Source organism: Priestia sp. TRN 1309 (genome assembly GCF_050846875.1).
GTDB lineage: Bacteria > Bacillota > Bacilli > Bacillales > Bacillaceae_H > Priestia > Priestia zanthoxyli.
On record NZ_JBOZGM010000006.1, the window covers coordinates 164,915 to 191,201 of the forward strand.

The window sequence follows — 26,287 nt, forward strand, 5'->3', positions numbered from 1 at the left end:
ACAACATGAACAACTCATCTATTTGTAGGTAAATGCCCCTCTTTATCACATAGTAAAAGCGCTATGAAAAGATTTGTATTGCATTTTACCATACATTTTCTTGAATAGATACTAAAACGTTTTATGTATATGTTGTTGATGAGCATAACAGAATGAAGATCTGCTATTATATAGTGTCCTCTTATTGGGCCTATTTCATAACCACGGATTTCAAACAATGGGTTAAAGCTGCTTCTACGGTGTTGGTTATGATATAAAAAAACTATTGAAGTTTATAAAACAAGGCACGATCAAGTCGCGCCTTGTTTCTTACTTACTATTATGCAACAGCTTTGCTGTTTTCTACAAGAAATTCAACTGCTTTACGTACTTTCATGTCTTCTTTAATGCTATCAAGACTGCCAAGCACTTTCTTAATTTCTTCGACAGGCATGTTGTACATTCCTGCCATGTTTTCTAATTCTTTTTCTACTTCTTCTTCGCTTACTTCAAGATTTTCAGCTTTTGAAATAGCTTCTAGCGTTAAGTTGATTTTCACACGCTTTTCAGCATCCGGACGCATTTGGTCGCGAAGAGCTTTTTCATCTTGACCTGAGAATTGGAAGTAAAGTTCAAGGTTAAGACCTTGCATTTGTAAACGTTGTTCAAACTCTTGCATCATACGATCCATTTCAGTGTTGAACATTGCTTCTGGAATTTCTACTTCAGCATTTTCAGCAGCTTTTTCTACTAAAGTGTCGCGAAGAGCTGATTCTGCTTGGTTTTCTTTATCGCTTTGTAATTTTTCTTTTGTTTTTGCTTTTAACGCTTCTAAAGTTTCTACTTCTTCATCTACGTCTTTTGCAAACTCATCGTCTAAAGCTGGAAGCTCTTTAGATTTGATTTCGTGTAATTTCACTTTGAATTTAGCAGCTTTACCAGCTAGCTCTTCAGCGTGATACTCTTCAGGGAATGTTACTTCCACTTCTTTTTCAGCGCCTACTTCAAGACCAACTAGTTGCTCTTCAAAGCCAGGGATGAATGTGTTAGAACCGATTTCTAAAGAATAGTTTTCGCCTTTTCCGCCTTCAAATGCTTCGCCATCAACGAAACCTTCAAAGTCGATTACAGCTGTATCGCCTTCAGCTACTGTTCCTTCTTCTTTAACAACTAGTTCAGCGTGACGCTCTTGAAGTGTTTTTAATTCAGCTTCAACGTCTTCATCTGTTACAGTTGTATCTACTTTTTCTACTTCTAAGTTTTTGTATTCGCCTAATTTAACTTCAGGCTTAACAGTTACTTTAGCAGTGAAAACTAGAGGTTGTCCTTTTTCGATTGTTTCAACATCGATTTCTGGACGATCAACCGGCTCGATACCAGCTTCAACAATTGCATTGCTGTAAGCTTCAGGTAATAAGATGTCTAGTGCATCTTGGTATAAAGATTCTACGCCAAAACGTTTTTCGAAAAGTGGACGAGGCATTTTACCTTTACGGAACCCTGGTACGTTTACTTGTTTTACAACTTTTGTGAATGCTTTATCTAAGGCTTTATCAAACTCAGCAGCTTCAACTTCTACTGTTAAAACGCCTTGATTTCCTTCTTGTTTTTCCCATTTTGCAGACATGAATGTTTCCCTCCAAAATCATTTTAAGTAGTGATTTCTAAATTAGATAATGCAGATAGCCTATCAGTTCAAACCTCAATCATTATCTATTTAACTCCCTACTACTTTAAAGTAAGTAGGAATGTAATGTAAAGATGAAATTCTACTATACGTATTTAAGTGCATTTTACAACCATTATATTATAACATACAACAATGACGTTTCAACTAAACACCACATTTTATATAAAAGAAATTTCTTCAATTTCTTTTAGCTCTTTAATTGCCTTTCGTAATTCAGCTGGGGAGAAACTTCCGTCTTCCTCTGCTACAGCTGCATCTGACTCTTCTCCTTGCATCATCAGACTAACAGCATACACCGCTTCTGTCCAAAGTTTTACATTATCACCCGGTAAAAACGGAAATGTTATAAATAAATGACGCTGCCATATTTCAACGGCAACCTGCAGCAATGTAGGATTTTCATGCTCCAGCTTTTCCGTCAGCTGCGCTTCTACTTGCTCGGCAAACAAATACGGTGTTGTTCGTTGAAGCTGAAGCGCATTTACTTTTTTCGTCTCTCCAAACTTACTAATCATAAAATCAATGTCTACTTCTTCTTCCATGACTGTTTTTAAAGCGACTGTTTTTACGATAGGGTGAATAGCTTCAGATGAAAATAGCTGTTCCAGAAAGAAGCGCTGCTTTTCAATTCTCTTTGTCTTTAATGAATGAACCCATTCAAGCTGATCTTGAATATTGTCTAGAGCTGTGAATGATTTAAACTGCTCTATCTGTTCTTCTTCTGTTTGTTCTTCTATGACTTGTTCTTGATTCATTCTATTTTTGCAGAACTCCAATAGCTGATAAAGCTGTTCAGCATGTTCAGAAGGGAGTTTGTGTTCTTGAATAACTGCTTGTAGAGTGACATATCCTTCATGATAATGACCAAGCTGAATTAACACCATGAGGTACATTTGCAAATTATGATAATAATCGCCAATATCTTCTTTCAGCATTTGCTCACATAATTCCTTAGCTATGCCTGCATCACCGAGCTCCACGTGACAAATAACAAGGCCAAGCAAAATTTCATGATGCTTATTATCAAGTTCGTAGGCCTGCTCAAATAAAGGAAGTGCTTCTTGAAATTGCTTGTGCTGCATATGTTCTGTAGCTTTTTCAACCAACCGTTCTTTTAATAGAGGAAAAGCTACAATTTTGTTTTGTTGTTCATTCGACATGTTTTCTCCCCACTTCGCGGTCCATTTGCTTTACAGTTTAGCAATTGAATTAACGGAACGCAAAAAAATCGAGCAAAATCATCATTTTGCTCGATTTTTGGTTAATATCTTACCGTTTTTGCTTCATAAGCAGAAATGTCGTCTTCAAAAGAAAGCGTATAGCCAATTTCATCATATCCGTTAACAAGCATATATTTCCAATGGCCATTGATCTCAAACGTACGTTCAAAACCTGCTTCATCGGTAATTTTTTGCTGATGAAGATCGATTGTACAGGCGTAAGAAGCACTTTGAGACTCTTTCATTAAATAGGAAACATCTTCTTTTGGTAAAATAATAGGTAAAATACCATTTTTCAGACAGTTTTGTTTAAAAATATCCGCAAATGACGGTGCGATAATGGCACGGAACCCATAGTCTAAAAGCGCCCATGGAGCGTGTTCACGTGACGAACCACACCCGAAGTTCTCGTCAGCTACAAGAATTGTTGCTCCTTGATTTTGAGGCTGATTTAGTTCAAACGTTTCATTTAACGTTTCATCTTCATTATATCGCCAATCAAAAAAGAGAAATTGGCCAAAGCCAGTACGCTCAATTCTTTTCAAAAATTGCTTTGGGATAATTTGATCAGTATCTACGTTTGCTCGGTCGAGACCTGCTACTTTTCCTGTATGGATCGTAAAAGCATTCATCTGTGTTCTCCTCCTTATCGCACCGCTTGTTCTTGTAGTTTGCGTACATCAACAAAATGTCCATATACCGCTGCCGCTGCTGCCATTACCGGGCTTACTAAATGCGTTCTGGCACCTTTTCCTTGACGTCCTTCAAAGTTTCGATTAGAAGTGGACGCACAGTGTTCGCCTTGTGGAACTAAGTCAGAGTTCATGCCTAGACACATGCTGCAGCCCGAGTCTCTCCATTCAAAGCCTGCTTCAATAAAAATAGCAGATAACCCTTCTTCTTCAGCCACTCGCTTTACTTTTTGAGAACCTGGTACAATCATCGCTCGCACATCTGGTGACACTTTCTTTCCTTTAATAAAGGCTGCCACGTCACGAAGATCAGACAAACGAGCATTTGTACATGAACCGATAAATACATGCTGAACTGGGATCTCTTCTATTGCCATGCCGGGCTGTAAGCCCATATACTCAAGTGCTCGTGACAAAGACTTTTTCTCAGCTTCTGTTGTACACTCTTCTAATGTAGGAACTTGCTTGCTAACATAAGAACTCATCGCCGGGTTTGTTCCCCATGTTACAACAGGCTCAATTGTATCTGCATCAATTTCTAGAGTTTCATCGTATGTTGCACCTTCATCTGTTGCTAAAGCTGCCCAAGCTTCCACTGCTTTTTCAAACTGTTCTCCTTTAGGAGCATACTGACGCCCTTTAATATAAGAGAAAGTAACATCATCTGGACTGATTAAACCAGCTTTTGCACCGGCTTCAATAGACATATTACAAATAGTCATGCGCTCTTCCATTGAAAGGTCGCGAATACATTCGCCCGTAAATTCTACGATTGAACCCGTTCCAAAATTCACGCCGAATTTTTGAATAATTGCTAATACAATGTCCTTAGCATAAACACCAGGCTGTTTTTTGCCATTTACTTTCACTTGTAGCGTTTTTGGTTTCGCTTGCCATAGCGTTTGCGTTGCTAAAACATGTTCTACCTCACTCGTTCCTATACCAAAAGCAAGCGCTCCAAATGCACCGTGAGTAGATGTATGGCTATCTCCGCACACAATGGTTTTTCCAGGCTGCGTCAATCCTAATTCCGGTCCAATGATATGCACAATTCCTTGCTCTTCGCTTGTTAAATCTAAAAGCTTCACACCAAACTCATGACAGTTTTCAGATAGTTTGTCTACTTGTTTCTTTGCAATCGGATCTTTAATATTAAAACGGTCAACCGTTGGAATATTGTGATCCATTGTAGCAAACGTTAAGTCCGGACGCTTCACTTGACGATTTGCCACGCGAAGACCTTCGAATGCTTGAGGAGACGTTACTTCATGAATAAGATGAAGATCGATATATAATAAGTCCGGCTTCCCCTCTTCTCGACGTACAACATGTTGTTCCCAAAGCTTATCAATAATTGTTTTTGGTTTCATACTGCTCCTCCTTTCTGATTATGAAAAACGTTTCTCACAAAACGTGAGAAACGCATGATTAACTGTAAGCTGTCATAATGCTTGAAATGGCAGAATCGTTGGCAATAACCGCAGTTATTGCATCCACCATTTTATCGGTACCTAAATAATGATTACCGTCTGCTAAGTCAGCTGTTCGATGACCTGCATGTAATACACTTTCAACCGCTTGTTCAATCACCGCTGCTTCTGTTTCTAATCCAAATGAATGTCTAAGCAACATTGCTGCAGATAAAATAGCAGCAATCGGATTAGCTTTGTTTTGTCCAGCAATGTCTGGTGCAGAACCGTGAACCGGTTCGTATAAAGATGGACCATCAACCGTTAAACTCGCAGATGGAAGCATCCCTAACGATCCTGTCAGCATAGAAGCCTCATCACTCAAAATATCACCAAACATATTTTCAGTTACCACTACATCAAAATATTTCGGATTGCGAATTAACTGCATAGCAGCTGAATCTACAAGCATATGCTCAAGCTCTACATCCGGGTAGTCTTTTGCTACTTCTTCAGCTACTTCACGCCACACTCGACTAGACTCAAGCACATTCGCTTTATCAACCGACGTTACCTTTTTACGTCGATTTACAGCCGTTTCAAACGCTTGGCGAATAATCCTTTCTATTTCTGTACGCTTATAAAATAACGTGTCGACAACTGTCTCTTCATTTCCTTCTGTTCGACGCTCGCTAGGCTGACCAAAATATAAGCCCCCTGTTAGCTCACGAACGATAATGAAGTCAACACCTTCAATGTATTCTTTTTTCAAAGGAGAGGCATCTGCTAAGCTATCATAAAACGTCACTGGACGAAGGTTAGCATATAAATCCAATTCTTTTCGAATAGCTAGCAAACCTTTTTCTGGTCGCAAATGTGAAGGATTACGATCCCATTTTGGCCCTCCAACGGATCCAAGTAAGACGGCATCCGCCTGCTTACAAATCTCAATTGCACTTTCTGGAAGAGGTGTGCCAGCCTCATCAATTGCAGCTCCGCCAATTAATCCATACGTAAACTCGAATTGATGATCAAAGCGCTCTCCAATTGCTTTTAAAACGGCAACAGCGCCTTTGGTTACTTCTGTTCCTACGCCGTCACCTGGTAATACAGCGACTTTTTTTGTCATGGTGGTCTCTCCCTTCAGTTCACATTACTTCTTGCTTTGTACGATGCTGCTGAATAGCGATTAATCGATTAATGGCATTTAAATAGGCTTTCGCTGACGATTCTAATACGTCAAATGCTACTCCGCGTCCGCTTGCTTCAGTTCCTTCGCTTTCAACCTTCACAAATACTTCAGCCAGTGCATCCGGACCGCCGTTAATAGACTGAATACGATAGTCTAATAGTTTGACATCTTGCTCAACACAGCGCTGCAGCGTATTATAGATAGCTTCCACGCTTCCAGATCCCGTAGCTGCTTCTTGAATCTCTTCGCCGTTTTCTTTGCGAAGCGTAATCGTAGCCGTAGGAATATTGTTCGTACCATACTGAACTTGCAGACTTTCAAGCTTATATTCACTGTCTTTGCTAACTTGCTTTTGAATGACTAATGCCAATAAATCATCGTCGGTAATGTCTTTTTTCTTATCTGCTAAGTCTTTAAACTTCTCAAAAAGCACGTTTGCTTCTGTATCTTCCAATGTGAACCCAAGCTCTACTAAGCGTGTACGGAACGCATGACGGCCTGAGTGTTTACCCAGCACAATCGGATTTTGTTTAACACCCACAAGTTCTGGGGAAATAATCTCATATGTTAACGGATTTTTTAAGACGCCATCTTGGTGAATACCTGATTCATGAGCAAAAGCATTTTTTCCGACAATTGCTTTATTTGGCGCAATATTCATTCCGGTAAGCTTACTGATAATGTCACTCGTACGCTTGATTTCGGGCAAGATCAAACCTGTGCTCGCTTGATAGAAGTCTTGACGGACATGAAGCGCAAGTGCTACTTCTTCAAGAGCAGCGTTACCGGCACGTTCTCCGATTCCGTTAATCGTTCCTTCAATTTGAGTAGCTCCTGCTTCAATAGCAGCCATTGAATTAGCAACAGCTAGCCCTAAGTCATCGTGGCAGTGAGCTGACAAATCGACCTTATGAATATTTGATACATGTTCTTTTAAGTAATTAAATACGGATTGATAGTCACCAGGCGTGATAAATCCTACCGTATCTGGAATATTAACGACTTTTGCACCAGCATCGATAACAGCTTCTACAATTCTAGCTAAAAACGGTAAATCTGTGCGACATGCATCTTCAGCAGACCATTGAACAACCGGGAATTTTTTACTTGCGTATTTCACCATTTCCACTGCTGTTTCAAGTACTTCATCAGGTGTTTTTTTCAATTTATGCTGCATATGAATTTCGGAAGTAGCGATAAAAACATGCAGTCTTGGTTCTGCACTTTCTTTTAACGCTTCCCATGCAATGTCAATATCTTTTGTAACAGACCTTGCAAGGCCTGTTACAGAAGAATTTTTGACAATAGACGCAATTTCTTTTACGGATTGAAAATCACCTTTTGAAGAAGCTGGAAATCCGGCTTCAATAATGTCGATACCTAATCGCTCTAACTGCTTAGCAATTTCAAGCTTTTCTTGTAGGTTCAAATTGACTCCAGGTGACTGTTCACCATCGCGTAGCGTCGTGTCAAATAGTTTAATTTTTTGCACTAGCGATCACCGCTTCTTTCTTTTGTTTTTTAACAAATGGCATCATTTCACGTAATTGAGCGCCAACTTTTTCAATTAAATGTTCGTTTTCACGGTTATTGATAGCTGTAAATTCTGGACGATTTGCTTGGTTTTCTAGGATCCAGCCTTTTGCAAATTTACCTGTTTGGATATCTTCAAGCACCTTTTTCATTTGTTCTTTTGAACGCTCATCTACAACGCGTGGTCCTGAAACGAAGTCACCCCATTGAGCTGTATCAGAGATTGAATAACGCATGCCTTCCATTCCGCCTTCATACATAAGGTCAACAATTAATTTTAATTCGTGTAAACACTCAAAATATGCAACTTCCGGTTGGTAGCCAGCTTCTACAAGCGTTTCAAAACCAGCTTTAACTAATGAAGTTAAACCGCCGCAAAGTACTGCTTGCTCACCGAAAAGATCTGTTTCTGTTTCTTCTTTAAACGTTGTTTCTAATACACCCGCACGAGCTGAGCCAATTGCTTTAGCATAAGCTAATGCTACGTCTTTTGCTTCGCCAGTTACGTCTTGGAATACTGCGAATAACGCCGGTACGCCAGCTCCTTCTTCATACGTTCTTCTTACAAGGTGACCAGGACCTTTTGGAGCTACTAAGAATACGTCAACGAATTCAGGTGCTACGATTTGATTAAAGTGAATGTTAAAACCGTGAGCAAATACTAAAGATTTTCCTGGTTTTAATCCTGGAAGAATTTCTTCGTTATAAACTTTTGGCTGATGCTCATCTGGAAGTAATACCATTACTACTTCTGCTTGTTGAACTGCTTCTTTTACAGATAATACAGTGAAGCCGTCTTGTTCTGCTTGATCCCATGATTTACCTTTACGTAATCCTACTACCACGTTTACTCCGCTGTCGCGTAAGTTTTGTGCGTGAGCGTGACCTTGTGAACCATAACCTACGATTGCTACTGTTTTACCTTGTAATAATTGATCCTTTGCATCTCCGTTGTAATATACCTTTGTCATAATAAATCTCTCCTCTTAGTTTATATAGTTTTATATAGTTTACTTTTTTAGTAACTAGCTAGAATTAAATGATTGATGAAAGTTTGGCTGCTGCTTTTTGCGTACCGCGCGGAACAGCTACTGTCCCTGTGCGCGTTACTTCTTTTAATCCATAAGGCTGAAGTAAATCAATCATCGCTTCAATCTTGCTGGATTCACCTGTTACTTGAATAATTAAGCTGTCGCGGCTTACATCAATGATGGTTGCACGGAAAGGCTCAATTACTGCATAAAGTTCGTTACGGCTCGCAGGTGTAGATGCTACTTTCATTAAAGCAAGCTCTCTTGACACCACGGCTTGATCCGTAATATCTTGAACTTTCAACACGTCAATCTGCTTGTTTAACTGCTTAATCACTTGTTCAGCAGCATTGTCATGCTCTACGTTTACGACAAACGTCATGCGTGATACATCTTCAGATTCAGTGTGTCCTACCGAAATACTCTCAATATTGAAATTTCTTTTTGTAAATAACCCCGTTACGCGATTTAAAACGCCCGCACGGTTTAATACAGTTGCTGTAATGATTCGCTTCATGGTTTCACCCCTACCATTTCATGTAATCCTTTTCCAGGTGCAACCATTGGATATACGTTTTCTTTAGGTGCGACAAAGAAGTTTAGTAAAACAGGTCCATCTGTTTCCATTGCTTCTTTCAGAGCCGCATGCGCTTCTTCTTCAGTAGAAGCTTGTAAACCTTTGATATCATAGGCTTCTGCAAGCTTCATTAAATTAGGCTGATTCGGAATTAAAGAGTGCGAGTAGCGTTCTTCATAGAAGATTTCCTGCCACTGACGAACCATTCCAAGCGACTGATTGTTAAGCACAACCACTTTAACAGGTAAGTTTAATTCTCTAATAACCCCTAATTCTTGAAGCGTCATTTGAAATCCACCGTCACCAACGACTGCTACAACTGTTTTATCTTTATTTGCCAGCTGAGCGCCGATTGCAGAAGGTAATCCAAAGCCCATGGTGCCAAGGCCACCTGAAGTTACCCATCGATCTGGATTATTAAATGTGTAGTATTGAGCTACCCACATCTGATGTTGCCCAACGTCCGTTGTAACAACGGCATCTCCATTTGTATATTTGTGAAGCAACTCAACTACTTTTTGTGGTTTCAACACGTCCGCTGAGTTCTGATACCATAATGGATATTCTTGTTTCCACGCCGCTAATTTCTCATGCCATTTCGTATAATCTCCAACTTCTCCTTCTTGCAGAAGCAATTGCTTTAATACTTCTTTTGCATCTCCAACAATTGGAATCTTGGTTGGAACATTCTTTCCAATTTCCGCTGGGTCGATGTCAATGTGAGCAATTTTTGCATTTGGTGCAAAATGCTTTAAGTTACCTGTTACTCGGTCATCAAAGCGCGCCCCGATACTAATGAGAAGATCACTCTCATAAATTGCCATGTTTGCTGTGTACGTTCCGTGCATGCCAGCCATTCCTAAATGAAGCGGATGATCTGCAGGAAAACAACCTAACCCTAAAAGCGTATTAATAACCGGAATATTTTGACGCTCAGCATAATTTTTTAATTCTTCTGAACCTTTACTCAATAATACTCCCGCACCTGCTAGAATAACAGGTTTCTTTGCAGCTGCTACTGCGTCTGTTAACTTTTTAACCTGCAGCTGATTTGGAAAATAAGTTGGCTGATAGCCAGGTAAATCAATTTCTCCTTCGTAATTAAATGTTCCATCACCCTGTGCCATATCTTTTGGAATGTCGATTAAGACTGGACCAGGTCTTCCTGTTGTCGCAATATGAAATGCCTCTTTGATGATTCTCGGCATGTCGCTGATATTGCGTACTTGATAGCTATGTTTTGTAATTGGCATTGTGATTCCTAATACATCTGCTTCTTGGAACGCGTCAGAACCAATTACACTTGAAGCTACTTGACCAGTAAAAACAACTAAAGGAAGTGAGTCAATCATCGCATCTGCCAAACCTGTTACGATATTTGTTGCACCAGGACCACTTGTTGCGATAACTACACCGGGTTTACCTGAAATTCTTGCGTACCCTTCTGCTGCGTGAATTCCACCTTGTTCGTGACGAGCAAGTACGTGAAACATTCCTGAACCGTATAGCTTATCGTAAATCGGTAAAACGGCTCCCCCTGGGTAACCGAAGATGACGTCAACGTTTTCTCTTCTTAGAGATTCAATCAACATGTCAGCTCCATTCATTTGTGCCCCAGCGCTTACAGGTTCTTTCGTTTGCATATTGGCTCCCACTTTTCTCATCCTTTCGTTTTCTAGATAAAAGAAAAAAGACTTCTCACCCCTAAATAGACCCTATCAAATGATATAGGTCAAGGGGCGAAAAGTCTTTTGTACTTTACGCGGTACCACCCTCGTTTGTAATCGTAATGATTACCTTATGAATGTATACTGTACATTCTTTTTGATAACGAGTGCTTTGGAAGTACACTCGGTCGCCCTTACTGAATTTCAGGGTGACACTCTGAGGTGAGTTCATTTTGACTTGGTAACGCCGGCTTCCAGCAACCCGACTCTCTGTTGATACCTAAACATCAAAACTACTTATCCTCTTCAACGTTTTAAAACGCTATATGCTTTTTGAACAATGCTTTACACATCATATTTTAAATTAATTACAATTAATTAAAATTTTTAGAAAACTTATATTTGAGGACTATCTTACGCCCATTTCTATGCATAGTCAACCACTTTTCAAGATTTTTTTAGACAATTTAGACTAAACAGAATATTTGAATGCGTTTTCATTATTGATGCAATAAGGGTTTATAGCCACTCAAAAAGTTTTTCTGAAACGTTCATTTGTACACACTGAATGAACAAACATTCACTTTTAAGATAAATAAAAAAATCCCGTCTTTTACTAAAAAGTAAAAGCCGGGATTTTTTTCTAGACGTCCCAGGAGAGATTCGAACTCCCGACCGACGGCTTAGAAGGCCGTTGCTCTATCCTGCTGAGCTACTGGGACATAATGTTAAACTGTATCAAAGACAATACTTATTATATTCAAATATAATTTAAAAGTCAACGTTTTTTTGAAATTTTATGAGAAGAGAGGTAAAAAACCTTCTCTTCTCCCTATATTTGGCTATATTATGCTGAAAGTGTACAGGTTAACTGCATGCTAGGAATATGTTTACCGCTTATATCGTAAAACTGCACGGTAGCTTCTGTACCATCCATTACTAGTATAGCATACGTACGTTCTTTTCTCATACGAGGAAGTAACATACTTCCTGGATTGATAAATAAAACTCCGTCCATGAGCTCAGCTCCCGCTATGTGAGAATGCCCAAAACAAACAACGTTTGCCCCCACTTCTCTCGCTTTGTAATGCAGATTCATCATAGACATTTTAACATTATATAAGTGACCGTGTGTAACCAGACACGTGGCTTCTCCAAGTGACTCTACTCGATCATTGACGTAAGATGCATCATAATCACAATTTCCTCGAACGCCTAAAAACGAAGACATTTCTTTGCTGTCTTGTGGCAGCTCAGAGTCACCACAATGAATCATCTTATCTACATCAGCATGTCTTTCTCTGATAGTGAGCAGTTCTTCTTGTAACCCGTGGCTATCGCTTACAATTAATAGTTTCACACGTCATCACTCCTTCTAAAATTGCGCATCAATTAGCGGTGCTAGTTTTTCTAACGCATTTGCTCGGTGACTAATTTGATTTTTTTGTTCTTTAGACAATTCTGCCATGGAGCAGTTCCATTTTTCTACAAAGAAAATAGGATCGTATCCAAAGCCGTTCTCGCCTCTTTTTTCTTCCAAGATGCGCCCTTCACACGTGCCTTCTACAAGCTCTGTTCTCTTTCCAGGCACTGCAATAGCAAGCGTACAATGAAAACGTGCCGTGCGCTTTTCAAACGGCACGTCATGTAATTTTTGAAGTACCTTCTCTATATTAGCATTATCATCTTTATTTTCACCAGCATAACGCGCGGAATAAACGCCTGGCTCTCCGTTTAAGGCATCAATAGCAAGCCCAGAATCATCGGCAATAACCGGCTTATTTAATGCTGATGAAATGGTTTCTGCCTTTAGCGTGGCGTTTTCTGCAAATGTAACGCCCGTTTCTTCCACGTCCTCAATTTCAGGAAAATCAAGAAGCGATGTTACTTTAAATCCCTTCGGTGAGAATAGTGTTTCAAAATCCTTTACTTTGCCTGCATTTTTAGTTGCAATAATGATTTCACGCACGTTAATCCCTTACCTTTCTTTAACCGGAATGTAAGCAGCCAGATGATCAAGAACTTCCTTTTGCTGTTCAATCAATTGATAAACACCCTTTTCCCCTAAATCCAGAAGATGGTTTAACTGTTCTCTCGAAAACGTCGATTCCTCTCCCGTTCCCTGTAATTCTACAAACTGTCCGCTTCCTGTCATCACAATATTCATGTCAACTTCCGCTGTCGAATCTTCTTCATAATTTAAATCTAAAATCGAATTTTCTCCATGGATACCTACTGAAGTCGCAGCTAAATAGTCACGAATAGGAATTTCTGTCAGCTTGTTCTCTTCAACCAGCTTTCCAAACGCTAAAACCATAGCCACAAATGCACCTGTAATCGATGCTGTTCTTGTTCCGCCATCTGCTTGAATAACATCACAATCAATCCAAATGGTTTTTTCTCCGACCTTTTCCAGGTCGACTACAGAACGAAGAGCTCGTCCGATCAGACGCTGAATTTCCATTGTTCGTCCTGTGACTTTACCTTTTGTTGATTCGCGTATATTTCTTTGTGCCGTAGCTCGAGGCAGCATAGAATATTCAGCTGTAATCCATCCTTTTCCTTGTCCACGCATAAAAGGAGGCACTCTGTCGTCTATGCTTGCTGTACAAATAACCTTTGTGTCTCCCACCGAGATTAATACAGATCCTTCTGGATGCTTTAAGTATGAAGTATGAAGAGATACAGGTCTCAATTCATTAAATTCCCTACCGTCCAAACGCATTAAGCATGTCCTCCTATTAATTCATTTATATGTAATAGCTTCTTCCATTTTAACTATAAAACAGCGGAAAGAGGTCGCTATTTCAGCAGACCTCTTTCTACTTAGTCCTTTACTAGTATAACAAAAATTTGTTTTTAAAAACTACCTGTGTTCACATTTTTAGGTCTTGAAACTGGCTCCGTTAGCTTTTTCCCTTTTTCATCTTTTAGCGTTTTTTTGCCATTCACCTTAATGGCAACGCTGTCTACGGCTTTTTGTTCCGTCAGCGATAACACCAAGGAGTCGAGAACATACTGAGAAATTTCCGTTCCTTTTAAATTTCCAAAGATGTTTTTATTAAAGTTCAGCGTTAACTGACCGTCCGCATACTTTGGAGCTGCTACGAGCTTTGCATCAGGATTAAAATCTGTCACTAAACCTGATGCAGGCGCAGGTCCTTCTACAAGCTCGTTCACAATTGCAGTGTACATATCTTTGTCATCAGAAGCAATTCGTTTTGTAACAGGAACATAGTAAGTTTGTTTGCCCTCTTGAGCTAAGTAATAGATCGTAACTGGCTTCGTTTGGGTTACGTCAACTACTCCAGTATTATCAAAGTTAATACCATCTGCTCTGCTCAACCCTTTACTGATTGGTGTATGATTTACAGGCATCTCATCTTTATCATAGCCGTTAATGCGAATTTTAACTTTATTTACGCCTTCAAACTGCGTCAGCGTCCACGTTACGGCCTGCAGGATACGGAGTTCATCTTCTTTTTTATATTCAGCAAATTCAGGTGAAAAATCTGCTACCATCGTGCCGTCACTTTCCAGCTTTGTCCCTAAAACTCTTGTATCAGCAGGAAGAACCGCTCGGAAATTATTTGGCAATAAGTTTGTGACTGGTCCACCCTCTACTAAATATTCAAGAGACTGTTTAGCGACACCTTTTGATTTAGGAATTTCAAGCGTCTGGGGAACAACGTACCCGTTTTTATCAATTAAGTAAATTTCTCTTTTGGTAGGCGCAGATGTTTCTGCCGCTTTACTTTGTTTTTTATTAGCTTCCGTTACTTTCGCTTCAGTCGCTAATGATTTTTCATCTTTCACATAGGTGACATCCTTTGGCGGATCAATTTCCTTTGCTGCGTTATCCCCTCCGAAAAGTCCACAGCCGGATAACAACACAGATGTGGTCACCACGGCGGATATGAGAACAAATTTGGTCTTTTTGGACATTCCTTTCCCTCCTCAGACTGTTTGTACTACTATGTATACGAGCTTATTTGCATTTTAGACCAGCTCAAACAAGTTTTTGGCCACAAAAAAAACCGAGCTTAATATGCTCGGTTTTAAAGCTTGATATGCTCAACATTATATACAGGGTGTTCAAACCATTTAGATGCAATAGATTGAAACAGTTCTGTTGAGCCTGTTGTATAGAAGTAGTGTTCGGGCTCCATGCTTCTAGGAGCTAGTAAATTGCTATAAGAAAGAATGGCACTTACCTCTATTGCCGTTTCTTCACCAGAACTGATTAACTGAACTCGAGGCCCAATTGCTTCTTGAATAACTGGCTTTAATAACGGATAATGCGTACATCCTAAAATAAGGGTATCCATATCTGTATGATAAAAAGGTTTTAATGTTTCTTTTACAATTCGCTGCGCTTCCGGTCCTTCATAATTACCGCTCTCTACAAGAGGTACAAACAAAGGGCATGCTAAATTTTCCACTTCCACTCTCGTATGAAGAGCGCGGAGTGCATGTGTATAGGCTTGGCTTTTAACGGTTCCGTTTGTGCCGATTACGCCTATTTTATGATTTTTAGTTACTTTAAGCGCAGCTCGTGATCCTGGTTCAATGACGCCTATAACCGGAATATCGAGCTGTTCTTGAATTTCATCTAGTACAACTGCCGTAGCCGTGTTGCACGCAATAACAAGCATTTTAATATCTTTATCTACTAAATAATTAGTCATCTCCCATGTGAAAGCTCGTACTTCTTCACTGGGACGAGGACCGTATGGGCAGCGGGCTGTATCTCCAATGTACATAATTTGTTCTTTCGGAAGCTGTCTCATAATTTCCTTTGCTACCGTTAATCCGCCCACACCTGAATCTATAACACCAATTGGTCTACTCAAAACAATCGCCTCATTTTTCTTTCATTTCATCATGTAATTTTCGTAACGTTACTCGTAAAACTTCTGTTTCACTAGGAGAGAAGTTTGCCAGTACGCCATTTAAATACGTTTGTCGCTTTTCAATTACTTCTTCGATAACACGTGCTCCTTCAGGAAGCAAATGAATACGCACTACGCGGCGGTCTTTCGGATCTTTGACCCTAACCACCAACTTATTTTTTTCCATACGATCTACTAAATCTGTCGTTGTACTACAAGCGAGAAAAATCCGATTTGATAAATCGCCAATCGTCATATCTCCACGTTCAAACAGCCACTGCAAAGCAATAAACTGAGGTGGCGTAATCGTATAGTCTTCTAAAATTTCTCTTCCTTTTTGCTTCACAATAGCTGCAATATGTCGAAGTGACTTTTCTAATTCTGCCACTGTATCCTCATTATTTTTTGCTGTCATACCGTAATCCTTTCCACCTATAAGTCTTATTTTCTATTATTTCTTTCAGTTAAACCCGTCTCTATTGTTTCTCTTTTCTATTTTATATTGTGCTCTTTTTTCGGTGATTTTTCAAGGTTAACATGAGGATTCTACAACGTTCAGCATTAAAAAACAGCTGCTCCATAAAAGGAGCAGCTGTTTCTATTAATTATTGATATACAGCTCGAAAACTGAGCTAAAATCTTTTGTCGTGTAGGCTGTTTTTTTATCTAATAACCAAGAAAAAGCGGCTTCGTTAATTTCTTTAAATTCACTGGCAACACTTCCACTTGTGTTTCTTGTACTGCTTAGCGTAGAAGAAGCTAGCTGAATACTTTGTTTAGCAAAATCGAGCGCAATTTCATTTTCACGCGTTATTTCAGACATTTTAAACAGCGCTTTATATAAATCTTTTACCTCTTCTATATGCTTTTTGTGTACATCAATAGAAAAAGTCTCCGAGCCAATTTTAAATTTAATTTCCACATCTAAATCGACAGTTCCAGCCGTTTCTAGCATCACGTTTGAAATGTGATTTGTGCTGTAGTTATAGCGGCGAAGCATTCGCTTTTTACTTGTAGCACTTGTTCCATCAAGGTGAATGAGCGCTTTATTGGTAAAGCAATATTCATCTGACTTTGATTTGATTAGAAAATAAATTTTTTCTTGTTCTTCATGCATAACGTAATCGTCTGCATCTACCTTGTCATAATCAACTGGCTTAATAACAGAACCAATATCACTTAGCCCCAATACATCAGCAGCTACTTTTCCAAACATTTCCCCATCTCCCTTTTAAAAACGATTGTGTTATTTTCATGCTTTAAGTGTACTGTGCAAATGAGGGGATGTAAATAAAAAAAGGAGCTTCTTTAAAAGAAGCTCCACATTTATTAAAACAACAAATTTAAAATCATATAGATAAGTGCAGCTAATGAAGCTGAAATTGGCAACGTGATAACCCATGTAATCACCATGCGCTGTGCAGTTCCCCATTTTACACCTTTCACTCGGTGAGCAGAACCTACACCTAAGATAGAAGATGAAATAACATGAGTAGTACTGACAGGTAGATGAATAAACGTTGCTCCAAAGATAATGGCAGCACCCGTTAAGTCCGCAGCTACTCCATTAACAGGACGAATTTTCATAATTTTACCGCCGACGGTTTTAATGATTTTCCATCCACCAATTGACGTTCCAAGCCCCATTGCGACCGCACAAGCCAGCTGTACCCACCACTGAATATCAGTACCGCTTTGCATATTGTTAGCAATAAGCGCCAGCGTAATGATACCCATTGCTTTTTGCGCATCATTCGTACCGTGTGTGTAAGATTGTAGGGCTGCAGTCAGGATTTGAACGCGGCGAAAACGCTTATTCGTTTTCGTCAAGTTATGGTTTTTAAACGTTAGTTTGATAATCGTATAGACAATATAACCTACTACAAAGGCTAGAACTGGTGAAATTAGAAGGGCTTCAATGATTTTGATGAAACCTTTGTAATTTAAAGCACCAAATCCAGCAGCTGCAATAGCTGCTCCTGCAATCGATCCAATAATTGCATGAGAAGAACTACTCGGGATACCGAAATACCATGTGATTAGGTTCCACGCGATAGCAGAAATTAATGCTGCTAAAATAACGACAGAACCATTTTGAAGCGTATAAGGATCAACGATATCCTTTGTAATCGTTTTGGCTACGCCCGTAAACGTCATAGCCCCGACAAAGTTCATGGTTGCGGCTAAAAGAATTGCATGTCGCGGTTTTAAAGCTTTGGTTGAAACAGAAGTCGCAATGGCATTAGCTGTATCGTGAAATCCGTTGATAAAGTCAAAACCAAGTGCACCAACTACAATTAGAATGGTTAATATTAGCATTGAATCCATTATACTATAGCCCCGTTACGCATTCTTCATAATAACTGATTCTAAGTTGTTCGCAACCGTTTGACAATAATCCGCGATTTCTTCTAGCGTTTCATAAATTTCTTTATATTGAATAACTTTAATTGGATCTTTACATGTTGCAAATAATTGTTTTAGTGCACGACGATATAATGTATCACAATGTGACTCATACTCTTTAATTTTAATTGCATGCTCACTAATTTGAAGAAGCTTTTTCTCAGACAACAAATTAATAGTAATTAAAATTTCTTCAGCACAGCCTTGAATATTTTTAACAAATTCAGCTACATATTCATCAAATGTCGTAATTGAATGAATTTCCATTAAAGCAGCAAAGCTATCGATGCCATCAAGTACATCATCCATGCTCATCGCTAGCTGTAAAATATCTTCACGCTCAATTGGAGTAATAAATGCTTTGTTCAACTCAGTAATCACTGTATGCACGTATTTATCGCCTTTTGATTCATACGCTTTTAAAACGTTGGCAAATTCCTTTAGGTCAGATACATTTTGAAGTTCAAAGCTGCCTAAAAACTCCGCTGAGTCCTTAATATTTTGGGCAATGTCCATTAACATTTCAGAAAACTTGTCTTTTTTTCTTTTGATCACGTTGCAATCCTCCATCCAATTTATCGAAACTTTACCACTCGTTTTTTCTCTCTATCTTTTTATATGTGTTCTAGTTTCTTTTTTCATTTAAAGTAATGGATAAAACCTAGCTGTTCATTACTATAACGAGAGAAACCACCTCTCTTGTGTATCAAAAAATTCTAAAAAAACAAACGTTTACCAGAGCAAAAGTCCCAAAATGTGGTTCTTTCACCTATAGGTTATGCGATTCATTTTTTTACGCCAAGTCAAAAATTACTCCTATTATTGTTAATTGTCAATAACTTTTCAAACACATTTTTTTAGGCTTCTTTACAATACATTAACAATAATACGTTGATTCCTTTTAAAATAAGGGTTTTCAGAGTTTGTATAAAATTGGGATTTACAAAAACTTAACATTACTCCCCTTGTGTAAATAATAAAAGCCAGCTCTTTTAGAACTGGCTTTTATTATTTACTTATTATATTGCTGAAATACATTTTTTACTTTCGGCACGACGTAATGACTTCCGCCTTTATCCTCTACCCCTTCAACCATCATTGAAACGAGTAAGTTTTTCTGTTTTGTGTCCACAGCTACAAACCATCCGTTTTCCTGCCCTTTTTCACCTTGAGTTTTCTTTAGCTCTGCTGTTCCCGTTTTTCCAGCCAAGGTTAACCCATCTATCTTTGCTGCATGACCCGTACCGTTTTTATCTTCAATGACATCAACTAAATCATTTTGAATTAATTGCGCCGTTTCTTTAGATATTACTTGTTTTTTCCATATTCCACTCTCATCACCGTTCATAAGAATAGGCTTTACTATATTTCCATCGTTTACAATCGATGTATACATCAATGCCAAGTGGAGAGGATTCACTTGCAGTTTCCCCTGGCCATAGCCAGAGTTTGCTAATACTCCCTCATCTTTAATATCTTGATCACCTGCAATTTTAGACGTTTCAAAAGGATAATTAACAGGCAATTTTTGATTAAACCCAAACTGTTTTAAACCACTGTTAAATTTGTCTAAACCTAGCTTCAAAGCAGTCTGCGCAAAATAAATATTATCAGATGTAACATAAGCATCACGTAAATTAACATTCGGTTTGCTGCCCACTCGTGTTACGTAGAAATTTCCCCAGCTTTTATCTTTCTGCCATTTCTTCCCGCTGATTGATATACTTTCATTTGGATTTAGCACGTCTTCATCAACCGCTAAAGCTCCAGTGACTAACTTAAATGTAGATCCCGGAGAATACGTTTTGGTAAAACGATTCATTAACGGCTTATTAGGATTCGTTGAAAGGGATTGATACGTATTAGCATCGATTCCAAAAGAAAAAGAATTCGGATCAAAAGCTGGCGTGCTTACAAGACCTAATATTTCTCCCGTTTTAGGTTGAAGAGCAGTAGCTACTCCTTTTTCATCTTTTAACTGTTCATAAAGGGATTTTTGAACATTCGTGTCTACCGTAACCTGAATGCTTTCCCCGTCTTTTGGATTCACTTTTGCAATTTCATTCTTTTTATTACCATCTTTATCTACAGTATAAATCGTGACGCCGTCTCGAGCACGAAGCTTATCTTCATACAAAGATTCTAAGCCAATCATTCCAGCTTTAGACTGAGCATTATAACCTTCATCTTTATGCTCTTTTAAATATTCAGCTGTGACAGGCGCAACGTATCCAACTAAATGAGCACACGCTTCTTCACAAGGATATACGCGCGCATTCACCTTTTTTTGTTGAATGCCTTCTACTTTTTTCAAAGAATTCTCTAAATTAGAGGCGTCTTTTTGACTAACTGTTTTAATAGGAACAAATTGATTCTCTTTCACCCAAGAAGCGCTCAGTGCTTGATTAATACTTTTTTCTGAAAGAGCAAGAGTCTTGCTTAATTGTCGTATCGCTTGCTCGCCGCCTTTAGAAAACTGCTGGGGAACAACTCCAACTTGAATCGCTTCTCCGTTTTGAGCTAAATATTTCCCTGAACGATCCATAATTTCTCCACGCACAGCTGACTGAGTAGCTACTCTTACTTGCTCTCCTTGCTTAAGTCCTTTAAAAAGCATATTAGGCTTCCAATTAATATACCAATTCTCTGTATCCCCTTGTTTTTCTTGAACCACAGCAGCATTTTCTTTAAATGAGATTTCACCGGCTACAGAGTTCATGTTTACTTCAAAAGGTAAAACAGCTTTATGGTCTTTTATTTCTAAGTCTTCTATTTTACTTGCCTTCACTTTAAGCTTGTCCGCTTCAATTGCATCATAGATATTTTTATATCGATTTACAAAGTCTTTTTCTGAAATCGTCTTTTTAGCATCTTTAGACAAGTATCCATACATACCTTCAAAATCTTCTTTATTCCACATGGCTACATATTTATCAAATCGATCCTGTGCTTTCTGTTGATCATTTGAGCAACCGGCAGTTATGAGTAAGAGAATTGCCATAGTAAAAAATAGCCACCCAATTCGTCTCATGATGATTTTCCCCCTTTTTTCAATACCATTTCTATCATATAAAATTTTACATAAACTTTCCATCAGAAAGTTACACCCAGGAATTAATTGGTATTACAACCCACTTAATTTACATATCGACAAAAAAATCAATAGGTAAATAAGAAAAAAATTGAACATTTTGTGAATATTTTGTGTCTTTTTTGGAAAGTATTTGATATAATAAGTGTAAGAAGAAAAAGAATAGGAGGCGACTAAAATGAGAAGATTCTTACAGTTTTACTTTATGTTTAGTTCTCTGTTCTGTTTTGGAAGCGTTTTCGTCCTACTTATGTCTCAAGAATATTATTTTGCACCGTTATTCCTCACACTGGGCTGTTTAAATATTTTTCTCTTTAAAGTATATATTCAAGAAAGTCGAAAAGATAAACAAGCTGCACCTGAAAAACCAAAACCAACAATTTAACGGACTCGTCTCTCGGCTGAGATGAATGTAAAAGAAGAACCGGTGAAAAATTCACCGGTTCTTCTTTTACGAGGTTGAAGCTTTTGGAAACCTATCGTTTGCAATAATCTCACCGATGCTTTCACTCTTTCCTTCACCCTCATCAATATTTAAAAGCGGGAACAATAACTCTCCTACGTGATAAGCTTCTTCTAAATGCGGATAGCCTGATAAAATAAAAGATTCAATTCCTAAAGCTTCATATTCTTTTATTCGTTTCGCTATATTTTCAGCACTGCCTACCAGGGCAGTTCCTGCACCTCCCCGGACGAGCCCCACACCTGCCCATAAGTTAGGGCTAATCGTAAGTTCCTCTCGGGTTCCTCTATGAAGGCTCGCCATTCGCTGCTGCCCAACTGAGTCATACCTTGCAAAAGTACGCTGTGCAGCTTGAATTGTGTCGTCGTCCAAATGCTGAATTAATCGATCGGCTGCTTCCCAAGCTTCTTCTTCCGTTTCCCGTACAATAATATGCAAACGAATCCCAAACTTAACGGTTCTGCCTTCTGCTTCTGCTTGCTTTCTCACAGCCGTTATTTTTTCTCTTACTTGTTCAGGAGGCTCTCCCCACGTTAAATACACGTCAGAATGTTTTGCTGCAACTTTTTGTCCTGCGGGTGAAGATCCGCCAAAATAAATAGGTGGAGAAGGTTTTTGAACAGGTGGATACAACAGCTCACTGTTCTCTACATGAATATGTTTTCCTTCATAATTAACCGTATCTCCAGCCAATAACCCTTTCCACACATCTAAAAATTCATCCGCAGCTTCATAACGTTCATCATGTGATAAGAAAAGGCCGTCTCCGGCTAATTCTGCTGGATCTCCTCCTGCTACTACGTTAACTAGTAAACGACCGTTTGAAATTCGATCAAGAGTCGAAGTCATGCGCGCTGCCACGGAAGGAGCCATAATGCCCGGACGTACAGCTACTAAAAATTTCAAACGCTCTGTTTCAGGTATAAGTGAAGCAGCCAATAGCCACGGGTCTTCGCATGATTTCCCCGTTGGAATCAGAACTCCTTCAAATCCTAACCGGTCAGCTGCTTGAGCAACTTGTCGAAAATATGAATAGTCTGCTGAACGACCTCCTCGATTTGTCCCTAGATATCTTCCATCTCCATGGGAAGGAATAAACCATAACATTTTCATGATTCAACACTCCTTTTCGTTTGTTCTAGATGATATTCAAGCTCTTTTAATGAACGTTTAATTCTCGCTTCTGCTTCTTCCGCAATAAACTCAATTTCATTTTCTTTCGTATAGGCCACCTCAGAATCAACAATATAAACTCCATGAATAAGAGCAGTAGCTCCTAAAACGGATAATGTCGGCTTAAATACATAATCAAGAGCCAGTAGATGAGCAATGGTTCCCCCTGTAGCTATCGGCAGCACGGTTTTATTGTGCAAACCTTTTTCAGGTATTAAATCTAAAAATGTTTTTAAGATTCCTGTGTAGCTAGCTTTATAGATTGGGCTGACAATAATAACGGCATCAGCATCTGCCACTTTCTTTTGAGCTTCTTGAATCGCAGGGCTAGAAAAGTTAGCATATAGTAAGTCTTCAGCTGGTAGATCGCGGACATGCACGGTTTTTACTTCATGTTTTTCATTTTGCAGATATGCTGCAATATACTCACTTAAAGCAGCTGACCTTGATTGTTTTGAAGGGCTTCCCGTAATAATTGTAAACTGACTCATTATCATCTCTCCTTTTAACTTATAAAACTGATAGATTTACAAGGATTAATAAGTATATAAATCCTTCTTTTATTTTTCACCTGCGTAGCTGTCTCTCCATTTAAGAAGACGCTTTTCTAATACTCGGACAAATGAATCAGTTAATTTGCCTACAACAGCAAAAATGATAATTCCGACAAAAACTACATCTGTTTGAGAAAACTGCCTAGCATCCATAATCATATATCCTACACCTTCACTTGCTCCCATTAATTCAGCTACTACCAGTCCGAGCCATGCAATACCTAAAGACAATCGGACACCAAGTAAAATATTAGGAAGAGCGGCTGGTAAAATGAGTTTCGTGATTTGTTTCCATTTACTAAATTGCAGAACACGCGCAACATCAAATAATTTCGAATCAACGCCGCGAATGCCTAAATACGTATTAACATAGATTGGGAAAAACGCACCGTTTGCAATTAGCAATATCTTTGAAATTTCCCCAAAGCCAAACCATAAGATAAATAAAGGAGCCAAGGCAAGGTGAGGAACAGTTCTAAGCATTTGAATGGATGGATCCATATAGTGCTCCGTTTTCTTTGAGAAACCGACAATAACACCAAATAGTAAACCTAGACCAGCTCCAACGGCAAAACCTATGGCAGCACGTAAAATACTGATTTGAAGATTAGCTCCGAGTTCTCCCGATACGATGAGCTGTTTGAAAGAAAGTACAATATCAACAGGTGTAGGAAGAACGGTTTTAGATACATAGCCCGCAGAACCAATGATTTGCCACACGACGATAAGCAAAATTGGCACGACGAGAGAACGAAGGAAAATTCCCTGCTTATTTTTCGCTTCTTCCTTTCTTTTTTTCACTTGTTGCAAGTGAGCTGCTGAAGACTGGACATGTCCTGAAACCACGGATGTTTTACTCATTTTCATCACCTCATTTTTCTTTTAATGCTTTTTCAATAAATGAATTATCAACGACATCTCCTGTATCAATTTTCTTTTTAATAACGCCTAAAGATTGTTGAAAATCAGCTGTTCGCTGTTGTTCTGCAATAATTTCTTTAGAGGTTGGGCGATTATAGGCAGGATTATTTTTTAACACTTGTCTTACTACATCTTTATCTAGATTTTTTTGTTTTGCTAGAATATCCACAGATTCTTCAAAATGTTCGTTTTGCCATTCAAGTGCTTTTTGATAAACTTGTAAAAACTTAACGACTAACTCTGGATGATCTTTTGCAAAGCCTTCTCTTACAATAGTAAAGCCTGGTGAAGCAACCTTTAACGAATCGCCGTCTGCTAAAATACGAGCTTCATTTTTTAAGTTTTGCAGGGAGATAAACGGTTCCCAAATTGACCATGCATCCACTGACCCATTTTCAAATGCTGGCTGAGCTTCGTCTGGCTGAAGCTGAATAATCTTTACGTCACTTGGCTTCAACCCATTTTGATCAAGAGCTCTGTACAATAAGTTAAAACCGCTGCTGCCTTTCGCAACCGCAATCTTTTTACCTTTTAAATCTTTTACGCTTTTAATCTTGCTGTTTTTTCCTACTAAAATAGCATTTCCTTTTAATCCGTCGCTCGAATTAGCAATTTCTAAAAATGGAATATCTGCCCCTTGACCAGAAATAACCGGTGAGTTTCCAACTTGGCCGAAATCCAAGTGTCCAGATGCTAACCCTTCAAATTGCGGAGGACCGCTTTGAAACTCTGTCCATTTAACGTTTACACCTATTTTTTTAAATTCTTTTTCAAACCATTTTTGGTTTTGTGCCAGCATTAAAGGTCCTAGGCTTTGTTGAATGCCAATATTGATCGTAACGTTTTTCGAATCTTCGCCGCTCGCTTTTTCTTTCGTCCCGCACCCAGCCAATGCGAGAACAAGTACAATAGCTGCAGTTAAAAGTAGCTTTTTCATCTGTTCTGTCTCCTTCTCTGTCTGATTGAATCTTTAATGTTCTCCTGCTTCTTCAAATTCTTTCAGCACTTGCTGCCTTAGCTGCTGAAAAGGTAGTTCTGTCTTTTTTCGCGGATGACTAATTTCTACTGGAACAACCCGACTAATTTCTCCTGGTCTGGCACTCATAATCACAATTTTAGTTCCTAAGTAAATGGATTCATCTAAATCGTGGGTAACAAAAATCATGGTTGTTTTTTCTTTTTTCCATATGTCTAACAGCACATCTTGCAGATGAGTGCGAGTAAAAGCATCCAACGCACCAAACGGTTCATCTAACAATAAAACCTCGGGATTTCTTAAAAGAGCACGCGCAATCGCAACTCGTTGAGACATCCCCCCAGATAGTTCTCGAGGATAAGCTTTTTCAAATCCTTTCAGCCTGACAATATCAATTAGCTCATCTACGCGGCGCCGAACTTTCGAATCTTTCAGCGATAAGTCAGCCGCTATATTTTGCTCCACATTAAGCCACGGGAACAAGCGGTGTTCTTGAAAGATCATTCCTTGTTTAATGCTAGGTCCGGCTATGTGCTTCCCGTTTATTTCAATGCGCCCTTCATAATCTATATCAAGTCCAGCGATCATTTTAAGCAGCGTACTTTTTCCGCATCCGCTCGGACCAATAATGGTAATAAATTCACCTTTATTAATCGTAAGATTTACATTTCGCAATGCTTGAGTTACTTGTTCTCCTTTTTGAAATGAGCGGTTAACCGATTGAATCACGACACTCACAGCAATTCCTCCTCCTTGAATTTTTAAATCAAAAGCTATTTCACCTAAAAACATAAAAGCTCCTACCTAAAAAAGGTAGGAGC

General features: G+C 38.9%; 25 protein-coding genes, 1 tRNA gene and 1 other annotated feature. Of the genes, 1 reads left to right on the forward strand and 25 read right to left on the reverse strand.

The genetic code is table 11. From position 1 onward, the window contains the following. Positions 1 to 319 precede the first annotated feature (319 nt). From tig to ACRPLQ_RS22425, 20 genes are all read right to left on the reverse strand, one after another. Positions 320 to 1,606 (reverse strand): trigger factor, encoded by a 1,287-nt coding sequence (gene tig / locus ACRPLQ_RS22330; protein ID WP_016765666.1) that lies wholly within the window; start codon positions 1,604 to 1,606, stop codon positions 320 to 322. Positions 1,607 to 1,827: 221 nt separating this feature from the next. Next, on the reverse strand, positions 1,828 to 2,829 hold the full coding sequence (locus tag ACRPLQ_RS22335; RefSeq protein ID WP_432236282.1) for a tetratricopeptide repeat protein: 1,002 nt from the start codon (positions 2,827 to 2,829) through the stop codon (positions 1,828 to 1,830). Between the two features lie 101 nt (positions 2,830 to 2,930). Further along, a complete protein-coding gene (gene leuD / locus ACRPLQ_RS22340; protein WP_048019708.1) occupies positions 2,931 to 3,521 on the reverse strand; it encodes a 3-isopropylmalate dehydratase small subunit in 591 nt (196 codons plus the stop codon). A gap of 14 nt (positions 3,522 to 3,535) precedes the next feature. Further along, positions 3,536 to 4,951: a 3-isopropylmalate dehydratase large subunit gene (gene leuC, locus ACRPLQ_RS22345; protein ID WP_028411735.1), complete on the reverse strand. Its 1,416-nt coding sequence runs from the start codon at positions 4,949 to 4,951 to the stop codon at positions 3,536 to 3,538. 58 nt (positions 4,952 to 5,009) lie between these two features. Beyond that, positions 5,010 to 6,119, reverse strand: coding sequence for a 3-isopropylmalate dehydrogenase (leuB, locus tag ACRPLQ_RS22350; protein WP_432236283.1), 1,110 nt, complete (start codon positions 6,117 to 6,119; stop codon positions 5,010 to 5,012). A 19-nt stretch (positions 6,120 to 6,138) separates the two neighbouring features. Beyond that, the gene (locus tag ACRPLQ_RS22355) at positions 6,139 to 7,674 is read right to left on the reverse strand and encodes a 2-isopropylmalate synthase (RefSeq protein ID WP_025750618.1); all 1,536 of its coding nucleotides are present in this window, start codon (positions 7,672 to 7,674) and stop codon (positions 6,139 to 6,141) included. Beyond that, positions 7,661 to 8,686 (reverse strand): ketol-acid reductoisomerase, encoded by a 1,026-nt coding sequence (ilvC, locus tag ACRPLQ_RS22360; RefSeq protein WP_028411737.1) that lies wholly within the window; start codon positions 8,684 to 8,686, stop codon positions 7,661 to 7,663. The genes ACRPLQ_RS22355 and ilvC overlap by 14 nt, the downstream gene beginning before the upstream one ends. Positions 8,687 to 8,750: 64 nt before the next feature. Then, on the reverse strand, positions 8,751 to 9,263 hold the full coding sequence (gene ilvN / locus ACRPLQ_RS22365) for an acetolactate synthase small subunit (protein WP_013059375.1): 513 nt from the start codon (positions 9,261 to 9,263) through the stop codon (positions 8,751 to 8,753). Next, positions 9,260 to 10,987 (reverse strand): acetolactate synthase large subunit, encoded by a 1,728-nt coding sequence (gene ilvB / locus ACRPLQ_RS22370; protein ID WP_205689536.1) that lies wholly within the window; start codon positions 10,985 to 10,987, stop codon positions 9,260 to 9,262. The genes ilvN and ilvB overlap by 4 nt, the downstream gene beginning before the upstream one ends. A 68-nt stretch (positions 10,988 to 11,055) precedes the next feature. Continuing rightward, positions 11,056 to 11,309 (reverse strand) — a binding site (T-box leader). A 329-nt stretch (positions 11,310 to 11,638) separates the two neighbouring features. Next, positions 11,639 to 11,712 (reverse strand) — tRNA-Arg (locus tag ACRPLQ_RS22375). A gap of 125 nt (positions 11,713 to 11,837) precedes the next feature. Then, on the reverse strand, positions 11,838 to 12,350 hold the full coding sequence (locus ACRPLQ_RS22380) for a metallophosphoesterase (protein WP_028411739.1): 513 nt from the start codon (positions 12,348 to 12,350) through the stop codon (positions 11,838 to 11,840). Positions 12,351 to 12,365: 15 nt separating this feature from the next. Continuing rightward, a complete protein-coding gene (locus ACRPLQ_RS22385) occupies positions 12,366 to 12,959 on the reverse strand; it encodes an XTP/dITP diphosphatase (protein WP_028411740.1) in 594 nt (197 codons plus the stop codon). Between the two features lie 9 nt (positions 12,960 to 12,968). After that, positions 12,969 to 13,715 carry a ribonuclease PH gene (rph, locus tag ACRPLQ_RS22390; RefSeq protein ID WP_033579641.1) on the reverse strand — a complete coding sequence of 249 codons (747 nt, stop codon included), beginning with the start codon at positions 13,713 to 13,715 and terminating at the stop codon, positions 12,969 to 12,971. Between the two features lie 134 nt (positions 13,716 to 13,849). Next, positions 13,850 to 14,935, reverse strand: a complete 1,086-nt coding sequence (locus tag ACRPLQ_RS22395; protein ID WP_033579640.1) for a GerMN domain-containing protein — start codon at positions 14,933 to 14,935, stop codon at positions 13,850 to 13,852. A 113-nt stretch (positions 14,936 to 15,048) separates the two neighbouring features. Further along, positions 15,049 to 15,843 (reverse strand): glutamate racemase, encoded by a 795-nt coding sequence (gene racE, locus ACRPLQ_RS22400; RefSeq protein WP_028411743.1) that lies wholly within the window; start codon positions 15,841 to 15,843, stop codon positions 15,049 to 15,051. 10 nt (positions 15,844 to 15,853) lie between these two features. Further along, positions 15,854 to 16,297, reverse strand: a complete 444-nt coding sequence (locus tag ACRPLQ_RS22405) for a MarR family winged helix-turn-helix transcriptional regulator (RefSeq protein ID WP_013059382.1) — start codon at positions 16,295 to 16,297, stop codon at positions 15,854 to 15,856. Between the two features lie 186 nt (positions 16,298 to 16,483). Continuing rightward, complete coding sequence (locus ACRPLQ_RS22410) at positions 16,484 to 17,098, reverse strand: PH domain-containing protein (protein ID WP_013085147.1); 615 nt, start codon at positions 17,096 to 17,098, stop codon at positions 16,484 to 16,486. Positions 17,099 to 17,211: 113 nt separating this feature from the next. Continuing rightward, complete coding sequence (locus ACRPLQ_RS22415) at positions 17,212 to 18,210, reverse strand: inorganic phosphate transporter (RefSeq protein WP_071270392.1); 999 nt, start codon at positions 18,208 to 18,210, stop codon at positions 17,212 to 17,214. Positions 18,211 to 18,225: 15 nt separating this feature from the next. Next, positions 18,226 to 18,858, reverse strand: a complete 633-nt coding sequence (locus ACRPLQ_RS22420) for a DUF47 domain-containing protein (RefSeq protein WP_029711160.1) — start codon at positions 18,856 to 18,858, stop codon at positions 18,226 to 18,228. 442 nt (positions 18,859 to 19,300) lie between these two features. After that, entirely contained in the window at positions 19,301 to 21,319 is a 2,019-nt protein-coding gene (locus tag ACRPLQ_RS22425; RefSeq protein WP_049166240.1) for a penicillin-binding transpeptidase domain-containing protein, read from the reverse strand. A 238-nt stretch (positions 21,320 to 21,557) separates the two neighbouring features. On the opposite strand from ACRPLQ_RS22425, the gene ACRPLQ_RS22430 reads away from it, so the two are divergent. Next, positions 21,558 to 21,764 (forward strand): hypothetical protein, encoded by a 207-nt coding sequence (locus tag ACRPLQ_RS22430; protein WP_013059387.1) that lies wholly within the window; start codon positions 21,558 to 21,560, stop codon positions 21,762 to 21,764. A 66-nt stretch (positions 21,765 to 21,830) separates the two neighbouring features. On the opposite strand, the gene ssuD is transcribed toward ACRPLQ_RS22430, so the two are convergent. From ssuD to ACRPLQ_RS22455, 5 genes are all read right to left on the reverse strand, one after another. Beyond that, entirely contained in the window at positions 21,831 to 22,955 is a 1,125-nt protein-coding gene (ssuD, locus tag ACRPLQ_RS22435) for an FMNH2-dependent alkanesulfonate monooxygenase (protein ID WP_033579638.1), read from the reverse strand. Beyond that, a complete protein-coding gene (gene ssuE, locus ACRPLQ_RS22440) occupies positions 22,952 to 23,506 on the reverse strand; it encodes an NADPH-dependent FMN reductase (protein ID WP_028411747.1) in 555 nt (184 codons plus the stop codon). The genes ssuD and ssuE overlap by 4 nt, the downstream gene beginning before the upstream one ends. Before the next feature lie 69 nt (positions 23,507 to 23,575). Beyond that, positions 23,576 to 24,430, reverse strand: coding sequence for an ABC transporter permease (locus ACRPLQ_RS22445; RefSeq protein ID WP_028411748.1), 855 nt, complete (start codon positions 24,428 to 24,430; stop codon positions 23,576 to 23,578). 10 nt (positions 24,431 to 24,440) lie between these two features. Next, complete coding sequence (locus ACRPLQ_RS22450; RefSeq protein ID WP_028411749.1) at positions 24,441 to 25,427, reverse strand: aliphatic sulfonate ABC transporter substrate-binding protein; 987 nt, start codon at positions 25,425 to 25,427, stop codon at positions 24,441 to 24,443. Positions 25,428 to 25,460: 33 nt separating this feature from the next. Next, entirely contained in the window at positions 25,461 to 26,204 is a 744-nt protein-coding gene (locus ACRPLQ_RS22455) for an ABC transporter ATP-binding protein (protein WP_412762036.1), read from the reverse strand. Positions 26,205 to 26,287 lie beyond the last annotated feature (83 nt).

Excerpts from the sequence above, each read along its gene's own strand:
- tig (WP_016765666.1), bottom strand. The coding sequence starts at position 1,606 with ATGTCTGCAAAATGGGAAAAACAAGAAGGAAATCAAGGCGTTTTAACA.
- ACRPLQ_RS22335 (WP_432236282.1), bottom strand. The coding sequence starts at position 2,829 with ATGTCGAATGAACAACAAAACAAAATTGTAGCTTTTCCTCTATTAAAA.
- leuD (WP_048019708.1), bottom strand. The coding sequence starts at position 3,521 with ATGAATGCTTTTACGATCCATACAGGAAAAGTAGCAGGTCTCGACCGA.
- leuC (WP_028411735.1), bottom strand. The coding sequence starts at position 4,951 with ATGAAACCAAAAACAATTATTGATAAGCTTTGGGAACAACATGTTGTA.
- leuB (WP_432236283.1), bottom strand. The coding sequence starts at position 6,119 with ATGACAAAAAAAGTCGCTGTATTACCAGGTGACGGCGTAGGAACAGAA.
- ilvC (WP_028411737.1), bottom strand. The coding sequence starts at position 8,686 with ATGACAAAGGTATATTACAACGGAGATGCAAAGGATCAATTATTACAA.
- ilvN (WP_013059375.1), bottom strand. The coding sequence starts at position 9,263 with ATGAAGCGAATCATTACAGCAACTGTATTAAACCGTGCGGGCGTTTTA.
- ilvB (WP_205689536.1), bottom strand. The coding sequence starts at position 10,987 with ATGAGAAAAGTGGGAGCCAATATGCAAACGAAAGAACCTGTAAGCGCT.
- rph (WP_033579641.1), bottom strand. The coding sequence starts at position 13,715 with ATGCGTTTGGACGGTAGGGAATTTAATGAATTGAGACCTGTATCTCTT.
- ACRPLQ_RS22395 (WP_033579640.1), bottom strand. The coding sequence starts at position 14,935 with ATGTCCAAAAAGACCAAATTTGTTCTCATATCCGCCGTGGTGACCACA.
- ACRPLQ_RS22405 (WP_013059382.1), bottom strand. The coding sequence starts at position 16,297 with ATGACAGCAAAAAATAATGAGGATACAGTGGCAGAATTAGAAAAGTCA.
- ACRPLQ_RS22410 (WP_013085147.1), bottom strand. The coding sequence starts at position 17,098 with ATGTTTGGAAAAGTAGCTGCTGATGTATTGGGGCTAAGTGATATTGGT.
- ACRPLQ_RS22415 (WP_071270392.1), bottom strand. The coding sequence starts at position 18,210 with ATGGATTCAATGCTAATATTAACCATTCTAATTGTAGTTGGTGCACTT.
- ACRPLQ_RS22420 (WP_029711160.1), bottom strand. The coding sequence starts at position 18,858 with ATGGAGGATTGCAACGTGATCAAAAGAAAAAAAGACAAGTTTTCTGAA.
- ACRPLQ_RS22425 (WP_049166240.1), bottom strand. The coding sequence starts at position 21,319 with ATGAGACGAATTGGGTGGCTATTTTTTACTATGGCAATTCTCTTACTC.
- ACRPLQ_RS22430 (WP_013059387.1), top strand. The coding sequence starts at position 21,558 with ATGAGAAGATTCTTACAGTTTTACTTTATGTTTAGTTCTCTGTTCTGT.
- ssuD (WP_033579638.1), bottom strand. The coding sequence starts at position 22,955 with ATGAAAATGTTATGGTTTATTCCTTCCCATGGAGATGGAAGATATCTA.
- ssuE (WP_028411747.1), bottom strand. The coding sequence starts at position 23,506 with ATGAGTCAGTTTACAATTATTACGGGAAGCCCTTCAAAACAATCAAGG.
- ACRPLQ_RS22445 (WP_028411748.1), bottom strand. The coding sequence starts at position 24,430 with ATGAGTAAAACATCCGTGGTTTCAGGACATGTCCAGTCTTCAGCAGCT.
- ACRPLQ_RS22450 (WP_028411749.1), bottom strand. The coding sequence starts at position 25,427 with ATGAAAAAGCTACTTTTAACTGCAGCTATTGTACTTGTTCTCGCATTG.